This is a genomic window from Paenibacillus sp. FSL L8-0435, assembly GCF_037965655.1.
In the GTDB taxonomy this organism is placed as follows: domain Bacteria; phylum Bacillota; class Bacilli; order Paenibacillales; family Paenibacillaceae; genus Paenibacillus.
In genome coordinates this window covers 3,946,179-3,968,918 of record NZ_CP150185.1, presented here as the reverse complement: position 1 = coordinate 3,968,918, position 22,740 = coordinate 3,946,179, and the positions used below count along the sequence as shown (strand labels likewise).

At 44.3% G+C, this 22,740-nt stretch carries 23 protein-coding genes and 1 riboswitch; of the genes, 11 read left to right on the top strand and 12 right to left on the bottom strand.

What is annotated here, in order from left to right:
- Window positions 1-59: 59 nt before the first annotated feature.
- Window positions 60-350, bottom strand: a complete 291-nt coding sequence (locus NST33_RS17175) for an HNH endonuclease (RefSeq protein WP_221821607.1) — start codon at window positions 348-350, stop codon at window positions 60-62.
- Between the two features lie 199 nt (window positions 351-549).
- Here NST33_RS17175 and glp point away from each other — a divergent pair, with 199 nt between their 5' ends.
- Complete coding sequence (gene glp, locus NST33_RS17170) at window positions 550-1,839, top strand: gephyrin-like molybdotransferase Glp (RefSeq protein ID WP_339308722.1); 1,290 nt, start codon at window positions 550-552, stop codon at window positions 1,837-1,839.
- Between the two features lie 6 nt (window positions 1,840-1,845).
- A complete protein-coding gene (gene mobB / locus NST33_RS17165) occupies window positions 1,846-2,406 on the top strand; it encodes a molybdopterin-guanine dinucleotide biosynthesis protein B (protein WP_221821606.1) in 561 nt (186 codons plus the stop codon).
- A 219-nt stretch (window positions 2,407-2,625) separates the two neighbouring features.
- Here the strand turns inward: mobB and xerS are convergent, their stop codons facing one another.
- A complete protein-coding gene (gene xerS, locus NST33_RS17160) occupies window positions 2,626-3,732 on the bottom strand; it encodes a tyrosine recombinase XerS (RefSeq protein ID WP_339304174.1) in 1,107 nt (368 codons plus the stop codon).
- A gap of 179 nt (window positions 3,733-3,911) precedes the next feature.
- Between xerS and NST33_RS17155 the strand changes: the two genes are divergently transcribed.
- The 3 genes from NST33_RS17155 to NST33_RS17145 all read left to right on the top strand — a co-directional run bounded on the left by NST33_RS17155 (window position 3,912) and on the right by NST33_RS17145 (window position 6,309).
- Complete coding sequence (locus NST33_RS17155) at window positions 3,912-4,400, top strand: GNAT family N-acetyltransferase (RefSeq protein WP_339304172.1); 489 nt, start codon at window positions 3,912-3,914, stop codon at window positions 4,398-4,400.
- A 115-nt stretch (window positions 4,401-4,515) separates the two neighbouring features.
- Window positions 4,516-5,289 (top strand): glucose 1-dehydrogenase, encoded by a 774-nt coding sequence (locus tag NST33_RS17150; protein WP_339177076.1) that lies wholly within the window; start codon window positions 4,516-4,518, stop codon window positions 5,287-5,289.
- A 126-nt stretch (window positions 5,290-5,415) separates the two neighbouring features.
- Complete coding sequence (locus tag NST33_RS17145) at window positions 5,416-6,309, top strand: aldo/keto reductase (RefSeq protein ID WP_339304170.1); 894 nt, start codon at window positions 5,416-5,418, stop codon at window positions 6,307-6,309.
- A 469-nt stretch (window positions 6,310-6,778) separates the two neighbouring features.
- Here NST33_RS17145 and NST33_RS17140 read toward each other — a convergent pair whose 3' ends face one another.
- Both NST33_RS17140 and NST33_RS17135 read right to left on the bottom strand, forming a co-directional pair.
- Complete coding sequence (locus NST33_RS17140; RefSeq protein ID WP_221821602.1) at window positions 6,779-7,423, bottom strand: LysE family transporter; 645 nt, start codon at window positions 7,421-7,423, stop codon at window positions 6,779-6,781.
- Window positions 7,424-7,578: 155 nt separating this feature from the next.
- Window positions 7,579-8,328, bottom strand: a complete 750-nt coding sequence (locus tag NST33_RS17135) for a YqcI/YcgG family protein (RefSeq protein ID WP_339177071.1) — start codon at window positions 8,326-8,328, stop codon at window positions 7,579-7,581.
- 139 nt (window positions 8,329-8,467) lie between these two features.
- Between NST33_RS17135 and NST33_RS17130 the strand changes: the two genes are divergently transcribed.
- Together NST33_RS17130 and NST33_RS17125 are read left to right on the top strand one after the other, a co-directional pair.
- Window positions 8,468-9,331: a manganese catalase family protein gene (locus tag NST33_RS17130; RefSeq protein WP_339185411.1), complete on the top strand. Its 864-nt coding sequence runs from the start codon at window positions 8,468-8,470 to the stop codon at window positions 9,329-9,331.
- 204 nt (window positions 9,332-9,535) lie between these two features.
- Window positions 9,536-10,390 (top strand): manganese catalase family protein, encoded by an 855-nt coding sequence (locus tag NST33_RS17125; RefSeq protein ID WP_336758586.1) that lies wholly within the window; start codon window positions 9,536-9,538, stop codon window positions 10,388-10,390.
- A gap of 152 nt (window positions 10,391-10,542) precedes the next feature.
- On the opposite strand, the gene NST33_RS17120 is transcribed toward NST33_RS17125, so the two are convergent.
- A complete protein-coding gene (locus tag NST33_RS17120; protein WP_145321997.1) occupies window positions 10,543-10,896 on the bottom strand; it encodes an AMP-dependent synthetase and ligase in 354 nt (117 codons plus the stop codon).
- Window positions 10,897-11,069: 173 nt separating this feature from the next.
- Here NST33_RS17120 and NST33_RS17115 point away from each other — a divergent pair, with 173 nt between their 5' ends.
- Window positions 11,070-12,518, top strand: coding sequence for an amino acid permease (locus tag NST33_RS17115; protein WP_339304167.1), 1,449 nt, complete (start codon window positions 11,070-11,072; stop codon window positions 12,516-12,518).
- On the opposite strand, the gene NST33_RS17110 is transcribed toward NST33_RS17115, so the two are convergent.
- Entirely contained in the window at window positions 12,511-13,143 is a 633-nt protein-coding gene (locus tag NST33_RS17110; protein ID WP_339308719.1) for a LysE family transporter, read from the bottom strand. The two genes, NST33_RS17115 and NST33_RS17110, sit on opposite strands and share 8 nt — an antisense overlap.
- A gap of 133 nt (window positions 13,144-13,276) precedes the next feature.
- On the opposite strand from NST33_RS17110, the gene NST33_RS17105 reads away from it, so the two are divergent.
- The 3 genes from NST33_RS17105 to NST33_RS17095 are packed head-to-tail and all read left to right on the top strand — an operon-like array spanning window position 13,277 to window position 17,223.
- Complete coding sequence (locus NST33_RS17105; protein WP_339308717.1) at window positions 13,277-14,875, top strand: spore germination protein; 1,599 nt, start codon at window positions 13,277-13,279, stop codon at window positions 14,873-14,875.
- 12 nt (window positions 14,876-14,887) lie between these two features.
- Entirely contained in the window at window positions 14,888-16,096 is a 1,209-nt protein-coding gene (locus NST33_RS17100; protein ID WP_307411499.1) for a Ger(x)C family spore germination protein, read from the top strand.
- Between the two features lie 20 nt (window positions 16,097-16,116).
- Window positions 16,117-17,223 (top strand): endospore germination permease, encoded by a 1,107-nt coding sequence (locus tag NST33_RS17095; RefSeq protein ID WP_339304165.1) that lies wholly within the window; start codon window positions 16,117-16,119, stop codon window positions 17,221-17,223.
- A 76-nt stretch (window positions 17,224-17,299) separates the two neighbouring features.
- Here NST33_RS17095 and NST33_RS17090 read toward each other — a convergent pair whose 3' ends face one another.
- The 6 genes from NST33_RS17090 to NST33_RS17065 all read right to left on the bottom strand — a co-directional run bounded on the left by NST33_RS17090 (window position 17,300) and on the right by NST33_RS17065 (window position 22,443).
- The gene (locus tag NST33_RS17090) at window positions 17,300-17,611 is read right to left on the bottom strand and encodes a spore coat protein (protein WP_221821595.1); all 312 of its coding nucleotides are present in this window, start codon (window positions 17,609-17,611) and stop codon (window positions 17,300-17,302) included.
- A gap of 13 nt (window positions 17,612-17,624) precedes the next feature.
- Complete coding sequence (locus NST33_RS17085) at window positions 17,625-17,819, bottom strand: spore coat protein (RefSeq protein ID WP_237174893.1); 195 nt, start codon at window positions 17,817-17,819, stop codon at window positions 17,625-17,627.
- A gap of 100 nt (window positions 17,820-17,919) precedes the next feature.
- Window positions 17,920-18,759 (bottom strand): manganese catalase family protein, encoded by an 840-nt coding sequence (locus NST33_RS17080; protein ID WP_237174894.1) that lies wholly within the window; start codon window positions 18,757-18,759, stop codon window positions 17,920-17,922.
- A gap of 175 nt (window positions 18,760-18,934) precedes the next feature.
- Window positions 18,935-19,447: a DUF3231 family protein gene (locus NST33_RS17075; protein ID WP_339304162.1), complete on the bottom strand. Its 513-nt coding sequence runs from the start codon at window positions 19,445-19,447 to the stop codon at window positions 18,935-18,937.
- Between the two features lie 209 nt (window positions 19,448-19,656).
- Complete coding sequence (locus tag NST33_RS17070) at window positions 19,657-21,153, bottom strand: amidase (RefSeq protein ID WP_237174896.1); 1,497 nt, start codon at window positions 21,151-21,153, stop codon at window positions 19,657-19,659.
- Window positions 21,154-21,462: 309 nt separating this feature from the next.
- Window positions 21,463-22,443 (bottom strand): DMT family transporter, encoded by a 981-nt coding sequence (locus NST33_RS17065; RefSeq protein WP_221821591.1) that lies wholly within the window; start codon window positions 22,441-22,443, stop codon window positions 21,463-21,465.
- Window positions 22,444-22,587: 144 nt separating this feature from the next.
- A riboswitch (FMN riboswitch) is annotated at window positions 22,588-22,740 on the bottom strand.

Genomic DNA, 22,740 nt, shown 5'->3' with positions numbered 1-22,740 from the left:
GTGAAAAGGGAAGGCGAATCACCTCGCCGGCATATGACCTTGGAGCTGTTCTTTTTGGTTTACGATTGGCGAACATGATTGGATTTGCGTACACGGGGAATCGTTGAAGCAGGCTGTTTACGAATCCAGCGGATAAATGGAATCATTCGTTCATCCTGTCTCAAGGATTGCAGGTTCGTGAGACCAAGGGTTACAATGTCGCGATTGGTGTATAGCGAATGAATCTGTTTGTGACAGGGGATGCACAGGTTGGCTGTTGGCAGTAATGTTCCGCCCATTTCTTTGGGTGTCAGATGATGAACGGTTGTGTTAACAGGTTCTCTTCCGCATAATTCACATCGATTACTCATGATTATCGCCTCCCTTTGTCACTTATATTATGAGCAGACAAGATGCCATTCATGTTGAATATTGGTCAAGGATGTTACACCTGCAAGAAATAAGATTTTGTCACAGGATTCAATAAGTGATGTACTTGTTATCTTACAGCATTCGGGCTACACTTTCTAAAAGATGATATGTCTCTAGGAGGTAAGAATACTTTTGAAAATGAACTCACATTCACATGATATGACAACTGCCAAATTCAATCGTACAGCTGTACAGGTACCGGATGCCCAAGCCAAAATAGCTGCAAGAGTTACTGAAGGCTCCATTGAGAAAGTCCACCTTGAATCTGCTCATGGCCGCACACTTGCAGAGACAATTCAGGCTCCTCATCCGTATCCATTCTTCCGGAGATCGGGCATGGATGGCTTTGCCATTATAAGTACAGATACTACAGATGCATCAAGTGAGCAACAAATCTGGTTTCGTGTAATTGATGAAATTCCTTGCGGCTACACCTCGGATCACACCATTGTTTCAGGTACAACTGCTCGCATCATGACGGGTGCACAGGTCCCGGAAGGTGCGGATGCGGTAGTCATGATGGAGATGACCGAGAGCAAGGTAGAAGACGGAGAACAGTGGATTGCATTGAAACGGCACATATTGTCAGGTGCTAACATCACCCCAATCGGACTGGAAGTCCAAGAGGGACAGCAACTGCTCGAAGCAGGAACGATCATCGGGGCAGGGGAGCAGTCCGTGTTAGCTACTTTTGGCATAGCAGAAGTTCCCGTATTTCAACGTCCAAAGGTGGCGATATTCGCAACCGGCACGGAATTGCTTGATGTAGATGAACCATTACAACCAGGTCGGATTCGGAATAGCAACAGTTACATGCTTCGCTCTCTGGTTGTTGAGGCAGGTGGAGAGCCTGTGATGTACGGTTCTATTGCAGACGATGTGAATACGGCAAGGGCCAAACTGGAAGAAGCCATTCAAGATAATGATATCGTGGTGACCACAGGCGGAGTGTCTGTCGGGGATTATGATATTATGGGTGAACTTGTGCTGGAAGAACATGTGGAGATGTTGTTTAACAAAGTGACGATGCGACCAGGCAGTGTGACCACAGCTGCTGTATATAAAGATAAATTGCTTTTTGCACTTTCGGGTAACCCAGGGGCTTGTTTTGTAGGTTTTGGTCTGTTTGTTCGTCCAACCATTCGTTCCATGCAAGCGGATGCTCATCCTTATTTGGAAGAATGGACTGCAATCTTGAAAGAGGAATACACCAAAGTTAATAATTTTACACGGTTCGTGCGAGGACGCACAGAGATTCGCAACGGCATGGTGTACGCGATACCGGCTGCTGCCCGTGTAGATGAATCCAGTGTGATGATTACCATTAAGGACAGTGATTGCTTGATTGTTGTTCCCCCTGAGAAAAAAGGTATTCCTGCGGGTGAGCAGGTACGCTTTCTCAAACTGCCCTCAGGTCATGTGAGGTAGTGGTAGATGACTACAATGAGTGATACAAAACCACATATCATACAGATTGTTGGATACAAAAACACGGGCAAGACAACCTTGACAGCCGCGCTGATCGGGCACTTTTCTTCCTTCGGACTTAAGGTAGCGGCGATTAAGCATGATGGACACGACCATTTCGAGATGGATCAAGAAGGAACGGATTCGTATCGATTTGGAGAGGCTGGGGCCTCGGCGGTGGTTGTTATGTCAGAGAAACGTACTGCGATTATGGAGCGACAGTCAACCAAGCTGGAGGATATGTTAAGTCATCTGTCCGATTATGATTGGATTGTTGTTGAAGGTTTCAAGGATGCTTCTTATCCCAAATTCGTGATGGTTCGAGAAGAGAAAGATCTGACCTTGGTTGATCAGCTTGAAGGGGTAGTGGGTATGATCTCATGGCTACCTTCAGAGCTGTTTATAGAGCGGAGCACCGTAAACAGAGATATAACGTGGTACTCAGTTCATGAAACGGAGGATATAGCCAAAGCGTTGTTAGCGATGGTTGAGAGCGAGTATAGGCAGAATGGTGAAGTCAAATCGTAGAAATGTTAAGACACGGGGACATAATGGTCTCTATACATGATTGAATGTACAGTGAGCGTGATTGATCGTCTTTGAATAAACGTAATTTTTATTATGTAAACTAAAATCATTTCTGCTTATGCTCTTCTCTTTGAATGATGCAAAAAACAAAACAAGCAGCAGACCTTTCTCGGATCGAAATCCTTGATACGGCTTGCTGCTTTTATGTTGTTCGGGATGTTACATCCCGTCGTCAGTACGGCGTTCGATGGCTTCGGACATCGTTTTGTCGGTAAGGTGAGCATAGATCTCGGTCGTTTCCGTAGAAGCGTGGCCGAGCTGCTCTTTTGTTTTGTAAATATCATTTTGCAAATAATAGTCCGTTGCGAATGAATGGCGTAATTTGTGCACAGTCAGGTATGGTTTGCCAAAGCGCTTGGCGTATTTCATAATCATGGCCTGGATCGCTCTTTTGGTCATTCGACTTCCTTCTGAATCTCCGTTTCGCATGGCAATGAACAGACCTTTTTCCCGCTTGGGCGTACGGTAACGTGATTGCCGCAGATTCATATAGGTCGCGAGTTCGTCCTTGGCCTGTTCCCTGAAATAAACGGGTGTTTTGTACGTCTCATCATTGTTACCTTTGCGATAAACATACAGGAGTTTGTTGTTCAGATCGAGGTCATCGACGTTCAGGTTCACAACTTCCGACACCCGTAAACCTGAATTGAGAATCAGGCTGGCAATGCAAGCGTCCCGTTCTTTGTTGAGCTCATGGGAATAGATTGCCTGCTTGTTCTTCTCCATATCAACAGCGTAACCTTCAAGGATATAACCGATAAATTCCAGCAGTTCCTCTTCCTCCAGGATTTTACCTTTGAGTTTGGCAGCGGTGTCCTTGGGTTTATGGGTACGCTTGATCTCGATTTTGGCCATAATGTTCCGCTTCAGCAACGGATAAAAGTCTTCATCTTCCGCAATCTGACTCAGATAATGAAAAAGGGAGCGAAGGGAAGAGAGCTTTCGAGAGACGGTAATTCTGGAATTGGTTCCTTCCCGTTTGGTTGTGAGAAATAACCGATAGGCGGTAACCGAATCCATGCGAAGGACTTCCAGTTCAGTCAACGTAACTTCTTTATTAGAGCTTGCCTCGGAGAGCCCTTCTGCTCGCAACCATCCGAAGAAAGCTTCGTAATCTCTCAGATATTCGAGCAGGGTAGAGGGGGACAGGTCAGGCAGCTTATAGTCCATGAATTGCTGAACGAACCAAGGCATGGAAGGTAGTTTGTCATCCAGCTTGCGTCGATCAATCTCTTTTTGCACGTTGGTCAAGTTCGACACCTCCATGTGAAAAACATGATAAAATTAATATTCAATTTAATAGTATTCTATGTTCTAGTGTACCATAATTTACATGCTCACAGCTTGTTCACCAAAACAGGCAGTAAGCAGGATATGCTTCCTTGCCCTTCGGCACGTAAACCTTTAAAGTAATCAGTATAGGTAGAGCAGAGGAGGTGAACCGGATGAATATGAAAATAGAACTGGTTCCCCGGGGACGCAGTCAGGTGATACGGCATTTAATGCAATTTTATCTATATGATTTTACCAAATATCTGAATATTGATGTAGACAGTAATGGAATTTTTCCGGAATATCCCGGTCTGGAGGCATTCTGGATAGAGGAGGATCGCAAGTTTCCTTTTTTGATTACAAGTGATGGGGCACCTGCAGGGTTTGCTCTGGTGGAGAAATTGGAGCCTGGCAGTAAGGATAATGACTACTATTTGACTGAGTTTTTTGTGATGCAAAAATATCGGCGCAGTGGGGTGGGCACTCGGGCAGCATATGAATTGTTTAAACGTTTTCCTGGCAGATGGAAAGTAACCCAGGTTCGGAACAATGTCATTGCCCAGGCGTTCTGGCGAAAAATTATAGGGGAATATACGGGAGGACGCTTTCGGGAGAAGTTCCATCCGGAGCTGGGCAATCCAAGCCAGTATTTTGTAACCTGATTCGCGTCAGGGTTTCAATTACATATAAGCATTGATGGAAGGTTATTCTGTCATCGTAGTGTCAGTGTAAATAATCTTTAGTTCAACTTATAAATCTGATGAAGGAGTGAGCAACATGAACGTACCCACATTCCATCTTGATGGACAGACAGCACTGGTGACAGGTGCAGGGAGAGGGATCGGAAAAGCAATTGCGATTGGACTTGCCCAATCAGGCAGTGACGTTGTACTTGTATCCCGAACGATGAAAGAAATTGAGGAGACAGCCGCCTACATCTATGAACAGACAGGGCGTAAAGCGCTCGCTCTGTCTGCGGATGTGACATCAAGAGAACAAATGGAAGAGACGTTTCAAGAGGCGATCTCGGAGATGGGCAGCCTAGATATTCTGGTGAATAACGCAGGTATGAACATACGGACGCCAGCACTTGAAGTAACGGACGAGCAGTGGGAGACCATCATGCAGACAAACTTAAAATCGGCTTTCTTCGCTTCGCAATTGGCTGGTCAGCATATGAAAGAACGTGGGACTGGGAAGATCATTAACATCTCTTCGGTAGGTGGGCATACGGCTTTACGGACAGGGGTTGTATATGGCGCGACCAAAGCTGCGTTAATCCATATGACCAAAGTGCTCGCACTGGAATGGGGCAAGTATGGAATCCGTGTCAATTCAGTAGGGCCATGGTATTTCCGAACACCTTTGACTGAAAAGCTGCTGGATGATCCTCAGTATTTGCAGGAAATTGTAAGCCGCACACCGCTACAGCGAGTGGGAGAACTGGAAGAAGTGGTAGGACCAGTTGTATTCCTGGCATCAGATGCAGCAGGGTACATAACGGGTCAGACGTTATTGGTTGATGGTGGAATGTCCATTTATGGCTTCTAAATAAATGAAGTTGGGGTGCAGCCTAGAAAAGTGGGTGGCATAACCAACTCATGGGTAATAACATAGGGATAGTTAATCATTTCTATTTATCTGTACCCAATTCACTGAACTTGGAGGAAGATAACCATGGAAACGCGCAAGTATGGTAATACTGGCATGAACGTAAGTACACTTGGATTTGGCGGAGCGGAAATAGGCAAAGATGTATCCAAAACGGATGTAGCGACATTGCTGAATAGTGCCCTCGATGCAGGATTAAACGTAATTGACACGGCTGAATGTTACGGGGACAGCGAGGAATTAATCGGTGAGGTGCTGTCACATCGGCGTGATGACTACTATTTGTTCACCAAATGTGGACATGCTGCCGGGATCGAAGGTCCGGATTGGGATGCCAAAGTACTGGAGCAAACGATTGACCGTAGCCTGAAACGGTTGAAAACGGACTATGTGGATGTTATCCATTTGCATAGCTGCTCTGAAGAAGTACTCCGACAAGGAGCAGTAATCGAAGTACTGCAACGTGCAAAGGAAGCGGGGAAAACCAGATTTATCGGATACAGTGGGGATACTACAGATGCGCTATATGCGATTCAAACCGGGGTATTTGACAGTCTGGAGACTTCATTAAATATCGCAGATCAGGAAGCGATTGAACTTACGTTGCCTGAGGCTAGAAAAAGAAACATGGGTGTAATCGCCAAAAGACCTATTGCCAATGCAGCCTGGACGTATGAAACACTTTCGGAAGAGGCGTATCCCTTTATATACTGGAAGCGCTTAAGCGAACTCAACTATGGTTTTCTGGGTGAAGATGCCCAGGCTGCGGTGGAAACTGCACTGCGTTTTACACTAAGTACCGAAGGTGTAGACACAGCTATTGTAGGAACAGCCAAGCCCAATCGCTGGCAGCAAAATGCTGATCTTGTGGCTAAAGGGCCACTTCCGCAGGAACTGTATGATGAGATTAGAGCACGATGGAAAGAAATCGCCGGAGCAGACTGGACTGGCCGGACCTGATTCTTTGCATTTGCCAAATGGATTTTAATTTTGCGAAGCTGCCTATAGGCAGCTTTCTTTTTGTCATAAACCTTATATTTTCAACATATGAAAAATTCACAACAACTAAATAATCTAACTATTTCGTAAAATGTCCCAAACCATCTTAAGCATACTACTTTAATTTTGAGACAACGATAAACGATAACTATGTTGGCTCTAAAAGCTAATTCGCCACTAGTATAATATTTCAACATATGAAAAATTCACAATAGAAAAGAACGCACACCGCTGTTACTACCTACCTTTTAGATACGATTCAGCACGCCCCGCGACTAAATGAACTGCCATCCTTCACTGTGAAAGTCAAATGATTTCTGATTAAAAAATTAGATATTCCAGAAAAGTACCTGCAGCAGCGTATGGAAAAGGAATCCAAAGAAAAGGTTGCCCCTTTTTCAGAAGGAACAACCTTAATTTCTCGAAATAACTACTGAAATAGAAGCCACAGAGCCAATATAAATTTATATAAAAAGTAGAACGAGAAACCCAGCAAAAGCACTCCAGCCATGGCAGAGACTGCTTGTATCATTTTTTTGCTCATTACTTTTCGTGTCACAGATACAATGGAGAGCAGACCCAGGTCATGAATGAGAATTCCACATAGTACGCCAAATCCTGCAATGATAAAACTCAGCTTACCGGTAGATTGGTATGAATCGGACAATACAACACCAAAAACAGATATCCAAAAAATAAGATTACCAGGGGAAACCGCTACCAATAAGCCATTGCGGTATGTCCTCCAAAACGATTTTTTGATTTTTCCTTTTGTATTATCTGATGTTGCCATATCCAGATCGGAGTTCCGGATCGAATCGTATCCCAGAAAGGCAAGAAATCCCGCTCCCGCAAGCCATAGTGGAATTTGTACATAAGGAAGAGATAAGACGGAAGCAAACCCGAAGTACATGGCCAGGATCAAACCAGCATCAATTGTCATGCCTCCAAGACCGACGGCCCAGCCATGGATAAACCCATTTCTCAATCCCTGCTTGGTCATCTCTACAGTAATTGCTCCCACTGGCATGGCAATAGCGAGACCAATCAGGACGAACTTAATATAGATTTCCATTGTCATTTCCTTTCCGTCTGTAATGAATTCTTATTTCGATAGGGCTTGTCCAGCTGCTTATGTAGTTGTAGCGAGTATGGAGCACAGGGCTCTCCTCCTATAAATGGGTGGTATAGAGTTTATTCGGAGGAGAGTATTTTTAGAATCGATTTAAGCTATTCCTTTACGTTGTCCTGCTGAAGGGATCGAAGAAACGGGCATTTGGAAGGAGCGGTATCGTCATCTCGCAAAAAATATTGTTTATACTCCAGGTTGCCTTGTGATCCGTATTGCTTTAATTCGGGATGAGCCGGTATGGTATCGTAGGCAGCCAAGCGTGCGCGGATTTTTGGAGCAATCGCTGCAGCTTTCTGAGGTTGTGCGTTCCATATATCGAGTACCCAGCGCGGTGTTAGAGCTAACATGAAATAAGGAAAGTGGCGACTTTGTCGTGATACATGGGCTGGCGTCCCGCAATAGACAAAATACCGTTCGTCATTGTAACAAAACTCCCACATGGGATGCTCTGGGTCTTCTGGAATATCTTTTGGCCAAGGTTTGTTATCCAAGTGTCTAATCTGGCTTAATAAATCCCAGAAGGCTGTTTCATAGGCCAATACATCCCGGACTTGTTTTTCCTTATCAAAAAATAAAATCAATGAAGAATATTCTCCGATTGAACGAGAGCATTCTCCATATTCCTTGAGTATGTCTGATACATTACGTTCTGCAGACTCGTCTCCGAAATTAGAAACAAAGCCGTATCGGAGGTGCCCCAGGGCAAAAGCCTGTGTAGCCGGAATACAGGGAAATCGAACCTCCCGGTCACTCATTTTCGAAGAGAATAAACGGTAAGCATCTCTTTTCCAGGTTTCGAGAGGAATCTCCTCATTCTCAATCTCAGAAGATGAAAACAACAACGACATGAATAGTCCTCCTTTTACCTATAGGATATAACCCAAGGGAAAAATGGTGACAGTCCAACTTATTTTTGTTATGGAGACATGCAAGTGATCGATGTAATAAACATACATATCACTTATCTTAAACGGATGAGGTGATATGTTGTTTTTTAATATCAAGGAATTGCAGTATCATGCCAAGCCGGATCGACCCGACCCCGTATTTGCAAGAAAACTACAAGAAGTACTGGGAGGACAATTTGGCGAAATTACCGTAGCCATGCAGTATTTATTTCAAGGCTGGAATGTCCGTGGAGATGGGAAATATAAGGACCTTCTTATGGATACGGGAACCGAAGAACTCGCTCATGTTGAGATGCTGGCTACGATGATCGCTCGCTTGCTGGACAATGCTCCATTAGCCACACTGGAAGAAGCCGCCAAAGACCCAGTTATTAATGCGATACTCGGTGGGAGCAATCCACAACACGCGATTGTAAGCGGACTAGGAGCAGCCCCAACCGATAGTAATGGATATCCCTGGAATGCAAAGTACACAATAGCAAGTGGTAATTTATTAGCTGATTTCAGACATAATCTAGCAGCAGAATCTCAAGGCAGACTTCAGGTTGCCAGGTTATATGAAATGACCAATGACCGCGGTGTGAAAGACATGTTATCGTGGTTGCTTGCTCGGGATACCATGCATCAGAATCAGTGGATTGCAGCGATAAGAGAACTTGAAGAAAAAGAAGGAATTGTTGTGCCCAGTACGTTCCCGAAAGAACTTGAGAAGAGAGATGTGGCGTATGTTCTCTTTAACTTCTCTCGTGGTGATGAGAGCGCAACCGGACGGTGGGCTCACGGTCCAAGTATGGATGGGCAAGGTACTTTCCAATATGTTCAGCATCCTCAGCCTTTGGCACCTGCGCCTAAACTTCCGCCAGCTCCGCCGTATATTTTTGATACCCCACCTGAGGTTCTAAGAAAAGGAAGTTCAGCTGATATGCCACCGTTTATGCCATAAGAATATGTATTCAAAATAGATAAAGGGAAACAGAATATATTCTGTTTCCCTTTTCATTAACAGAATGCATTATTCTAGTTCATGCACTTCTATTTGTTTTATGAGGTTGGAGCCAATACCAGAGATTGTTAACGGCTGGTTTACATAAAATTAGGAAGGGAACAGAAACTAGAATAGTAAGTTAATTCAGAATGGAGGAAAACCATGTTTTTTTATCGTGAAGACCTGATCAATATGATCGTACCAGACAAGCCTGATCCCGCGGCAGCAAAAGTATTGCAAGAGACGCTTGGCGGTCAATTCGGTGAAATGCGGACGATGATGCAATTTTTCTTTCAAAGCAGTAATTTTCGGGGCAACGCCACGCAGTTTAGAGATCTGATCCGTGGTGTATTTCTTGAGGAATTAAGCCATATTGAACTGGTGCAACAAACCATTAATCAGTTATTAACGGGAGCCGGTGCAGAGGGCGCGGGAGATGCAGGGGTCGACGGTGCTCCATTGGATGAAGCGATTAAACATGCCAACCCGCATCATTACATCATGGGGGCTCAGAGCTCATTGCCTGTTGATGCTGCAGGTAATCCATGGCTTGGAAACTATGTGTACGATCATGGGAATCTGGTAAGCAACTTACTTGATAATATTGTGTTGGAGTCTACGGGTGTGTTGCAAAAATCAAGAATATATGAAATGAGTACCAACAAAGCATTCCGTGAAACGCTGGGTTTCCTGATTGTTCGTGATAATGCGCATCAAAATGCATTTGCCAAAGCACTGGAGACCCTGGGTGTGAATTGGGGCAAAATATTCCCGATTCCCAACTATGACATTAATAAATATCCCGAATGCCGGAAATATGTAGATATGGGCTTCCACAATGCGCAGTTTAATTTCCGTTTAGACAATACACGCATCGCTGAGATTTTCAGTGGTCAAACGCCAAGTCGTAATGGTGGGGAACTGCAGGTAATCGATCCCCCACAAGGATATCCACTTCCTTATATGCCTGAACTTCCAAATGAGCATAGCCCAGGGATACATGATCTCAATGCATAAAGAATGAACATCAAGTATGAACAAGCACTCTATAGTATAGGACGGGTATGAAACTCAAGGTAAGAACGAAAAAGAGACACTTGTGGTCTCTTTTTTTGCAACGAACAAAAAAGGAACCCAATGTGGGTTCCTTTATGTGTTATATGAAAATGTTATTGCGGGCGGTTTTGATTCGAATACGAACCAAAGGATTGACCATTAGTTGAGATATTGGGAGTGTTGTATGGCTGCTCAAGATAAGATACGTGCTGTGAAGATGAGTGTGCAAGTTGTTGTGCAAGATTGGAGATTTGTTGTAATTGCTGGATGGCGGTTTGATGTCCTTGAAGTGCGGTCTGGATCATATGTGCAGCTTGTTGCTCGCGTTGTGCCAATTGCTCAAGTTGTTGAGCGTTGCTTTGTTCTTGTCTAAGTAGTTGTTGGTATTGCATCGAAGCCTGTTGTGTTTGTTGTGTAAGTTGTTGAGCCAATTGCGTAATCTGCTGCGATTGAGAGAACTGATTCATGTGTAAAACCTCCTATGTGTTTTGATGTACCTGTGTATTATGTAATACGGTTGTGAGAAATATTCAATCTATCCTGTTCCATTCAAATAAGGATTAATTTATGAACATGATTCGCTGTGGATTGGGAAGGCTACATTTAGTGACCTAAAATGATACAGAAAAGGAATGACAACATGAGTAAAGCATCAACTAACGCTACAGAAGAAAAGAAACTGAAATGGTGGCAATTAAGTCTGCTAGGTGTGGCAGGAACAATTGGTACAGGGTATTTTCTGGGTTCCAGCCTTGCGATCTCGATTGGTGGTCCAGCTGTGCTACTGGCCTATATCTTGGCGGCCTTGGGTACATATGTAGTTTTTGATGCGCTCGCGAGAATGACAGCGGACCATCCGGAACAAGGATCTTTTCGTTCATATGCCAAGAAAGCCTTTGGAAGTTGGGCAGGCTTTGCAAGCGGATGGTTCTATTGGTTTTCGGAGTTGCTCATTATGGGGAGTCAGTTAACCGCATTGTCCATTTTCTCCAGGTTTTGGTTTCCGGCTGTTCCGCTCTGGATCTTTGCTGCAGGGTTCGGAATTGTGGGTCTTTGTATTGTATTCTTCGGTAACAAGGGATTTGACCGGGTTGAAAATGTACTGGCTATCATTAAAATTGCAGCTATCATCATGTTCTTGGTGCTTGCCATCGCCCTACTCGCAGGGTGGATTGGGGGAACCAAGTATGAACACAAAGTACCGCTGGATATGGCATCGATTTTTCCAAAGGGTGGCATCGGATTGTGGTCTGCGTTTCTTTTTGCGTTCTATGCTTATGGAGGTATTGAAGTTCTTGGCATTATGTCATATCGGCTTCAAAAACCAGAGGATGCCCCAAAGGCAGGAAAAGTCATGCTCATTGCGCTATCCACCGTATATGTTGTATCCATTGGACTCGCATTAATTATGGTTCCTTTAAATGCATTTAATCCCAAGGAGAGTCCATTTGTACTGGCACTCAGTAGCGATCACCTTGCTTTTGTCCCACATTTGTTCAACGGGGTGCTCATTGTAGCCGGATTTTCAACGATGACAGCTTCGCTCTATGCGGTGACGTCTATGATTATTACCCTCGCTCAGGAGGGAGACGCCCCGCAGTTATTTTCTCGAAAGTGGAAAACGAAGTATCCGTTATTTGCCTTGTCCCTCATTGGTTGTGGGTTAGTTGGTACGATCATCATGTCTCTCTTACTCCCAGGCAAAGTATATGAATACATTACAACCGCAGCTGGACTGATGCTTCTGTACAACTGGTCGTTTATTTTGTTATCTTCCGGTAAATTGTTGAAATCAGGCAAGTTCGATGTGATCAAACGCTGGATTGGCTTATTGTTGATCACTGCTGCAGTCACTGGAACACTTTTTCATGCACTCAGCAGACCGGGGTTCTATATTAGCTTATTGCTTGTCTCTCTCATTGCCATTAGTGACGTTATTGTACAACGGATTCGCAAGAAGAATCCTGCGTCCCAAACATCATCAAACGCCGAGAAAGACGAAAGTGAAGAAAATGAGCAGCATTCTACGGGTGTAAGCAGTTATCACATCACGGGTATTCGGTTACGCAAAAAAAACAAACTCAAATAAAGAAGAGAAATTGAATGGCTTTATATCCGAAGTAACAGCCAAAACCGACTAAAGAAAGTCCGGAAATGAGAGCAATTCCTTTAAGCACAGTAGAAGTGAGGTATTTGCGAAAAAAACTTACGGTAGTCGCCATGAATAGATCCCACAGAAGTACGCCAAAGATGATAGCTCCACTATAGATCAACAATTGATCCATAGGAGAGTCATTTACAGCCTTGGCCAGAACAGAGCCATAAATGCCTAGCCAGAACATGATGGAAAGAGGGTTAAACAGAGACATCAGGAATCCTTGAGTAAATGACTTGGCAAGCTCCGAATCATTTCCTCTCATTTGCGAAGGGGCAAGGGTTCCTGCATTTTTAATACTTTCCACACCCGTATAGATCAATACAAAACAACCAAACATCCAAAGGAATACCCTGACAAACGGAAGTTCAAGCAGATGTACGATGCCAAAATACACAAGCAGCATGTAGATGATATCAGCTGCGATGGCTCCTAGCCCAACAAACCAGGCAGGCATGAACCCACCTCGAATACCCTTGTCCAATTGCGCAGCATTGATGGGTCCAATAGGGGCTGAAAGTGATAATCCCAGGATCACATAACCTAACAAGATATAAATAAGATGTCCTCCTTTCCATACAGTACAGCATATTCTTCAAGGTGTTTTTGTAGGACAAGATTATCGAGGACGATGTATACTTTTTGCATGATTAATCCATATTAGTCGGAAATAGGGGGTGATTCATGTGCTGATGCGTTGGATAAAGGAGATATTTACTTCACAAAAGCAAGGAGAAACAGATCATAAACGAACACAACATCCGCAAAGTCTGGATATTTCGCTAGAAGATAAACTTAACCATATTATCAAGGCATTTGAGTATAGTCCTGATTTTGTAGTTCGGGAGTTCCCTATGTTAGAGGAGAAGGGTACTGCTTTAGCTGTGTGTTATATGGAAGGATTGACAGATTCTACGCTACTGGTTGAACTTATGGACAATATCATTCAATGGATGAATACGAATCCTCTGCCGGGAGATCAACCGAGAGATGTGTTAGTGAAAAAAGTCTTACCCTCCGGTAATATCCGAAATTTAGATTCGTCGCAACTTATCTATGAAGCTTTATTAACAGGCCACGTCGTTATACTTATTGATGGTGTAAAGAATGTTCTTGCAGTGCCGATCGCCGGAGGAGCCAGAAGATCTGTAGAGGAACCCACGTCCCAAACGGTGGTCAGAGGACCAAAGGAAGGATTCACAGAGGAACTAACGACTAACATTACTCTTGTTCGACGAAAAATACGAACTCCTGATTTAAAATTCCAGATGCATACCATTGGAGAGTACACCCAGACAGTGGTTGCACTGGCTTACATCCAGGGTATTGCAAAGCCACAAGTCATTGAAGAGGTTACCAGGCGTTTAAATGCCATCAACACAGATAGTATACTCGAGAGTGGTTACATAGAAGAATTTATTCAGGATGCACCACTTACGCCTTTTCCGACCATGATCAATACGGAGCGCCCAGATACGGTTGCCGGCAGTCTATTGGATGGTCAAGTAGCCATTATGGTAGATGGGACGCCATTTGCCTTGATTGCACCTGTTACTTTTTTTAACTTCTTTCAAACGCCCGAGGATTATTATCAGCGTTATGATATCTCTACTTTTCTGCGGATTATACGATTAATCTGTTTCCTCGTATCTTTGTTGCTGCCTTCGACATTCATTGCACTAACCACATTTCAGCAGGAGATGATACCTACAACGTTATTGGTCACCCTGGCCGCTCAACGCGAAGGAGTCCCTTTTCCGGCATTACTTGAAGCCCTGCTTATGGAAATTACGTTTGAGGTCATTCGTGAAGCTGGAGTGAGAATGCCGCGAGCCATTGGACCTGCAATTTCTATTGTTGGTGCATTGGTTATCGGGCAAGCTGCGGTAGAGGCGGGATTGGTCTCAGGAGCGATGGTCATTGTTGTTTCCTTTACAGCAATAGCGAATTTTGCTATACCCTATTTCAGTATGGCCACAGCAGTAAGGCTATTACGTTTTCCGTTTATGGTACTGGCAGGTACGCTGGGGTTGTACGGCATATTGGCCGGAGCCGTCCCATTACTTGCACACCTGGTATCTCTGAAGTCATTTGGCGTTGACTATCTGATGCCATACAGTCCGTTTTTCAAGTCAAATATGAAGGATCTGTGGTTGAGAGTACCCTGGTGGGCTATGAAGACTAGACCTGATGAGAAGTCGAATACGAATAAGACGAGACAAGCTCCTCATCAATACCCGTCAGGATCGGATAACATTGTAGATAGTATTAATGAAGCTGAGAACGAATAAGGAGCGATTTATATGATTCGTTTGCAGTCCATATTAATCTTACTCATGGTCGGACTGATCACTGCTGGTTGTGGAAATCGCACAGAATTAAATGATCTGGGCATCGCAACGGCAACAGGATTTGACCGAAAAAACGGAAAGTGGATCATTACCTATCAGATTATTGTACCACCAGCGAGCAGTTCAATTGGGTCGTCGTCTGGTGGATCTCAAGCCCCCGTGAACACATTTTCATCAGAAGGCAAAACGATTCGGGAAGCTGTTGCCCAAAGCAGCGTGGAGAATCCCAAAAGATTATATTTTGCACATACCAATGTTGTTCTGATTGGTGAAGAAGCGGCAAGATACGGGATTGCGGAGATCATGGATCACTATTATCGAAATATTGGTTCTCGGGAATCTGCCAAACTTATTATTGCAGATGGTCAAGCAAGGGAGTATCTCGAAAAATTGATTCCTCCAGAGAAACAGCCTGGCCGTGCTTTATCCGAGATTTTGGAACGGAATAATGAAAAAGGGTCGTACTATCCCGTGATGAACATACATGAGGTTGCTCTGAAGATCACTTCAGACAGTGGATCAGCCGGAATTCCTGGTGTTACAACAGATACACTGGGCGATAACAAACAGAGTTCAATTGATATTTTTAAGGAAACATCCATACCCGGGAATTTAAGAATTCAAGGATTAAGTGTATTTCTCAAAGACAAAAAGATCGGAGTTCTGAACCAAAAAGAAAGTATGGGTATCGTCTGGCTAACAGACAGGGTGAACTGGACCAACTTGACCTATAAAGGTGCAAAGGGGGAGGTGAACTCTTTTCTTGTGCGCAAAGCAAAAGTTAAGGTCGTTCCTGTGAAAAAGGGGCTTCATTATGCTGTTCAGGTAGATGCAAAGGTCGACGCTGAACTGGATGAGAGCACATCTGGTGAGGATATAGTTAGAACACACACTATTCATGAATTGCAGCGACAGGCTGAACAAGTCATTCAAGCACAGATATTGGACGGATGGAGAGGGAACCAGAGGCTTCATGTCGATATGTTGGGGATCGCGAACAAAATACATCAAAGACATCCCAAAGAGTGGAAAGTTCTAAAAGACAACTGGTCTAGTGAATTGGCACAGATGGATATTAACATAAACGTAAACGTAACTTTGGAACGAGTAGGTTTGCTTCAAGATTCTTTCAGCAAGTTGCTTGGCGAACAGAAAGACTAACACCAAGGAGAGGTTCAATCATGAAATTGTCTAGGGAGCTTCGCGTATCCGAATTGGCTGTTTGTCTTTCCTTATTTGAAGTTGGCAGTACAACCTTGTTTCTGATAGGTGGAGATGCCAAACAGGATGCATGGTTAGCCATGCTCGCCGGGGCTGCTGGTGGCTTGGTGTTACTACTCCTTCATCTGGCTATTCATCATCAGGAACCTGAATTGGATTTGTTTCTTCTGTGTCGCCGTTATATGGGAAAAGTACTAGGGACAATCGTAAGCCTTTCATTTGTAGCTTATTTCGCCTATGAGGCTTCACGAAATTTACGTGACATCAGTGAAGTCACTGAATTGACCTTACTGAACAGAACGTCGATGTGGATCATCAGCATGATCACCATTATCGTTGTATCCAACACCGTACGATATGGATATCGTGTACTGTTTCTCATGTGTATGATTCTGTTTCCGCTCATGGCGCTGGGCTATGCGTTAATCAGTTTCTTAATTCCAACAACAGGTCTTTTTCACTCGGATCTGGCCTTGCCTGTTATGGAGAATGGGTGGAAGCCGATTTTTCAAGCTGCTTTTCCGGAGATCGTATCCTTTCCATTTGGGCAGGTTGTCTTATTCCTGGTCTTTTATCCCTATGCTCGGAAAGGAAGGAATCTTAACAGAGCGGTGATCATCGCCTATATCCTAACGGCTCTCGCTTTAACATTTATCAATCAACTTATCATTTTTGTCTTGGGTCCTCAGATTGCTGCCTATAGCACACTCCCGCTTTTGGAGACAGTACAGTTAATCGATTTGACTGAAGTGTTTGAACGGATGGATGCCTTGTTCACTTTACTTCTGTTCCTCGGATTGGGTATTAAAATGGCTGCATTTTTCCATGGCGCCGTAATTGGACTCGAAAGAGTAACTGGAGCGAACTATAGGAAATGGGTGTTTCCAGTAGGGCTTGTTCTATATGGGTTGTCTTTTTTATCACCGACATTTACAGAACACATTGAGATAGGGCGAGGATACACATTGAATTATACTTCTCCTGTATTTCAGATTTTTTTACCCGTACTACTATTGGTTGTCATTCTCCTGAGAAAAAAAGGGATGCAGAAAAGCGAAAAAAACTAGCTGGAAATATGAAAGTCATATACTCTGGAATCAAAAAACGACCCAGTCGTAACTGAGTCGCTTTAGGCGTTAAGCATTAGTTGTCATCCAACAATTTTAACGCCATGTCTGATTTCTCCATATCGTGTTTAACTTGCTCTTCTATACTATAGGGATGATACATCTCATTTTTGATCATATAATCTGCGATCTTTTGGTGGGTTTCGATTGCAGTATCCAATTGAGCCTTAAGGACTTTCCGAACTCGGGGGGTTGCAGTTTCGGTAAGAGCTATTGCATAGGTACGTACCGCCGACTTAGCAGAAAGAAGCATATCGGTAGCAATGGCCAAATCATCCATGGGAGCAACGGCTTTAACGAGCATTTCTTTCGTTTTGGTTGTAGTCATAAGAGAACCCTCCTTATTTTAATAGGGACTTTAATTCTTCAATAGCTTTGGAAGAGTTGTCCAAATCTTCTTCAATTAAGGATTTTAGTGTGTCGTCTTTTACGAGTTCCAGCATCGTTACGGCTTTGGTGGCACACGAAGTTTTGAGAGTTAGCAGTTCATGTACTTCGAGTTTCTCATGTAATGCAAGTTCCTTAGTTGCCATCATTAAGCACCTCCAGAATTGATTATTCTATTATGTTGTACCCTGCTATAAATCATATAAACAGAATTAATTCAAAATATTTTAAAAAATAGAAATCAAAACTTTATTTGTCTGTTGATTTCATATCCAGGTCATGGTGAAGTTCCGTGGCAGGAATGACGGGCTCAGGTATCTGTCCCTTTGGAACAGGATTGGAGATATATACATAGTCTCCGGTTCCATCAGGTGCACTTCCTGTAGCCCATAAACCTTCGGCGGATTCAGTTCCCTCGGAGAGATTCCAGAATTCATAGGCCTGCGGCTGAGATTCTTGCTCGGCTTCAGGAGGGAAAGAGGCTGGAACAACGACTCCATTCTTTTCTTCCAGTTCCTGAATAGCGGCCATCCATTGATACTGGTGATAACGATCACGTGCTAACATTTTACGGAAAGTAGCCCGCACACCTTCGTCAGTTGTCATATGGTACAGTCTTGCCACCTGAAGGCGACCCTGACTCTCGGCATGCAAATTGGAGCGCATGTCTGCAAGCAAGTTTCCGCTTGCCACGATATACGAACCATTCCACGGAACACCGTTAGAGTTGGTTGGCAAACCACCAAGACCGCTGACGAGCAGATGTTGTGGGTTGATACCGCCCATAATTGCTGCTGTCACAGGATCCTTAGCGGCTTGTTGTTGTTCCTCAGGAGTAGCGCCATCCAGTAACTGACTGATCAATGAGCAGAGCATCTCGACATGTCCAATTTCTTCGGTGCCAATATCCATGAGCATATCTTTATATTTCTCTTCACCTCGACAATTGAATCCCTGAAAAAGGTACTGCATCATGACGGTCATTTCACCAAATTGTCCTCCCAACACTTCTTGAACCTGACGTGCAAGCATGGGATCGGGACGATCTACTTTGACTTCAAATTGCAACTCTTTCTGATGTCGAAACATGTGAATCCCTCCAATAAAGATGTCTTAAAATTCTGATGATTTCAAAATTTTATTAACCTGTCTATTGGAAATTAAACAGTAAAATAAAAAAAGACAAAGCAGGAGAATGGGGGGCTTCTCCTGCTTTGTCTTTTTAATTCACTACAACATTTTGTTAGACGTCTTCCAATAAACTCTATTCTGAATCCGGTCTTTTGACTTGAAGCGGTGGAGGGATGAGCCAGCCTTTTTCTTTGTTCATTTGAAGAATTCGGAGGCCTAGAGCTGTTTTGGTTGCATGATATTTAGCAAATAACGCGCCAATATCTTCTCTGATCGATTGCCCAATCGTTTGGCTTGCAGCAACCAGACCCATGGCTGTATCGGCTGTTACTTTTGCAGCAATCTCAGGATCTGTGAATCTTGCGCCAGCCGGGATATCCTCAAACTCAACATGTGGTCTTGCCGGCAGTGTTGGTGCAGGGGCAATACCATTTTCAGTCAATAGTGTATCACATTCTTTAATTTCGAGTTTGGCTTGGTCCAGCAGGTCTTCCAAGATTTTCTTCAAATCTTTATCTCCTGCATGACTCATATAAGCTTGGTAGCAAGACACAGCGCCTTTGGCTATTGTGGAACATTGCCATACACTAAAGATTTCACCATAATGCATCGGCTCGTTCTTGGGGTTGCCACTTAGAATACCCATGATTTGATTTCCCTCCAGTATGTTAATTTACCACCAACTTATGATCGCCTGTATTCTATAAAATTATGCACTGAACGGGGAATCGAGGATGCTATCTAAATTAACAACATATTTATTATGTAAACTAAACGAATCTAAACGAATTTATCTTGTTATTCAAAAAGGAAAAACCAGCAGAACAGCTGCTGGTGGGAGTGCAACATATATTTTTAGACTGGAAAAAGTGGGTTACCACTCATCCCGATCCATAGATTTGACTTTTCAAGCTGTCCAGCCAGATGTAATAACCAATCTTCACGTCCCTTGGTTGCCATCACCTGAACACCCATTGGCAAACCTTCTGGTGTCATATGAAGAGGCACACTAATCGCAGGTTGGCCTGTCAGATTCGCAAGCTGGGTGAACGGTGTATACGTAAGACTTGGCTCAAACATTTCATAGATGAGTTGTTGCTGCTGGGTCTTGTCCAATTCACTGATCCGCATCAGGTTACGGATCTGTTCGTCATGAGGTGTTAGTTCACCAATCTTAGGCGCAGGAAAAGCATTAACAGGTGTGACGTAGAAGTCATAACGCTCAAACAAGGTAGACATCTGAGCTGCAGCTACATCCCATTCTGCTAAGCTATGTACAAATTCCGCAGCGGATACCTTTTTGCCAGCTTCAGCCAGAACCCAGGATTCAATCTCCATATCATCGGAGGTCAGAGCCCGGCCCATGGATCGTTCCATGGAAGAGATCATCGCGGCCATCTCACCACTGTTCATCATGTAATAGTTCTCCATCAGCCTGACTCCATTGACTGGACTCAGCTTTTCTTCAACATGATGACCTTGATCTTCCAACCAGCGAACGAGCTTGTATACAGACTCTTTGGCTTCTGCGCTGACAGGTGTTCCCACGGGCGAATCCGTTGTGTATGCAATTTTCAGTTTGCGTTGATGTGGATAGCTCATATCTGCCAAGTAACTGCCTGGAAAGAGTGGAGCATGGAACGCAGCTTCGGGCTGAATAACTTGTAACGTATCAAGCAATGCAGCACTGTCCCGTACCGAGCGAGAGAGGGCAAAATCAATCGATGCGCCTTGCCATTGACGACCAACTCCCGGTCCTACAGGTGTGCGCCCGCGGGTTGGCTTTAATCCAAACAATCCGCTAAAGGAAGCCGGGATACGAATCGAACCTCCTCCGTCACTGGCTCCGGCAAGAGGAACAATACCTGAAGCTACAGCGGCAGCGGCACCACCACTTGAACCACCTGGGGAGTGATTAATATTCCATGGATTGCGAGTTGGACCATGAAGACGGGGTTCGGTAATATTTTTCAAACCAAATTCAGGTGTATTGGTGTGTCCTATGAAGATAAAGCCTGCATCACGGAGTCGAGTGACAAAATTGGAATTGCGTAATGCACGATGCTCGCTGAATAAACGGGAGCCTGAAGTCAGAAATTCACCTTCCAAGGATTGAGAAATATCTTTCAGGAGCAGGGGCACACCGGCAAAAGGTTGTTCGCCGGGGCGAACCAAACCGGCTTCCTCCCGTGCGCGATTTTCATATGTACGAATAACCGCATTAAGTTGCGGATTCACTTCTTCAAGGCGTGCAAACGCCGCTTCCAGCATTTCAACCGGGGATACTTCCCGGGATCGGATCAGTTCAGCCAAACCTACGGCGTCGTAGGAGGTATATGAGAATGAAGACATTAATGATCGTTCCTCTCTGAATATAATTCATCTGTTTATTCCATATGTCATCGTACCACCGGATTGGACAAAAGACAAAACATAGAAGAGACTTAGCGCGATGATATGGATATTCGTTATGAGGTTGGAGGGGAACGAGGAGAGGATTTGCGATATAGAAATAAAGCACAGGGTTAATAGCTCATATTGCTAATTGAGAAAATGATCGAGTAATGGAAATGAAAAAACCACTGCTCATCTAATTTGATGTGCAATGGTTTTATTTTATATTTGACTATTTGTTTATATGTGAACCTCAGATATATCCACTTACTCTGTACGCAGCTTCGGTGCAGCATCAGCCGCAGTTGATGATCTTTCCTGCTGTCTGGAAATGGCGAAGAGGGCCACCCAGATCAGGATAAAACCAAGCAGCTGCTCCCATGTAATCAGTGTACGGAAAGCAATCCAGTTCACCAACACACCCGCCATCGGGAAGCTAAGTTCTGCGAGTGTTGCAACAGATGCTTTGGTTGACGACAGACCTTTGTAATACAACAGAAGACTGAGCAAACCTGGTAACAATGCCTGACCAAGAATGTTGAGGATGACAGCAGCCTGTTCACCCGTTCCGGACGGAAACGTCCATGCCGCACCTTCATTCCACGTCATAAAGATCAGGAGCGGGAGAGCAACGACAAAGCGAAGGGAGGTGACCGTTTCATAACGCGCCTGCCCCAGCATCAATCGGCCCATTACGGTTGAACCTCCCCATAAGGCAGCAGCCCCAAGGGATAACAAGCTTCCAGCATGAATCCAGTTGTCCCAGTTACCTAATGGCAATGTGAAGCCAAATGTAAGCAGGTACGTTCCTGCTAATGCTATGAAGAACAATCCACCGAAGCGACGTGGCAAGGTTTCTTTTAATAACAGTTTAGCCAGCACGATAGCGAAGAGGGGTTGCATTTTTTGCAATAAAAGCACCGTATTTGGATCGTTATGTGTTAGTGCCATGGTGAACAATACCGTTGCGAGTGCTGATCCTCCCCATGAGATAAAAATCACGGCAATCCAGTGGCGAGCACGCAGGTTTTTCAGGTCAGACCGGAATTTCCACAGCACGGGAATGGCAATAAGACTGACGATGATATGTTCCACCAGTACAATCTGCGTGGATGTCATCGTATTTAGCAAAATAATGCGGAAGAGTGGGTCGACACCCCATAAGGCGGCGCCGAGAACTACAAGCCAGAATCCGGTATTACTTCGTTCCTTGCGGTAAACAGGTGATGCTGCTGATGTCTTTTCCATATTCAGGACTCCTTCGTCAGAACACGGAATCTTCAGTTGGCAAAATCGACAAAAGCCCCCGTTTTGGTATATACCAAATAAACGGGGGCTCATCCAAGGACATGCGTCAGGAAAGAGGCCTTCCCGTGAACGGCATGTCAATGTGTTGATCTTCTCTCATCCGGACTGTACCGTCGGCCTTGGATTCACACCAAGTCAGTCGCTAATGTCCTTCGTTAAGAACAAATAGCGAGTCGCGGGCTGGTTCCGAAGAACATCACCGCCGGTTGGGAATTGCACCCTACCCCGAAGATCCTA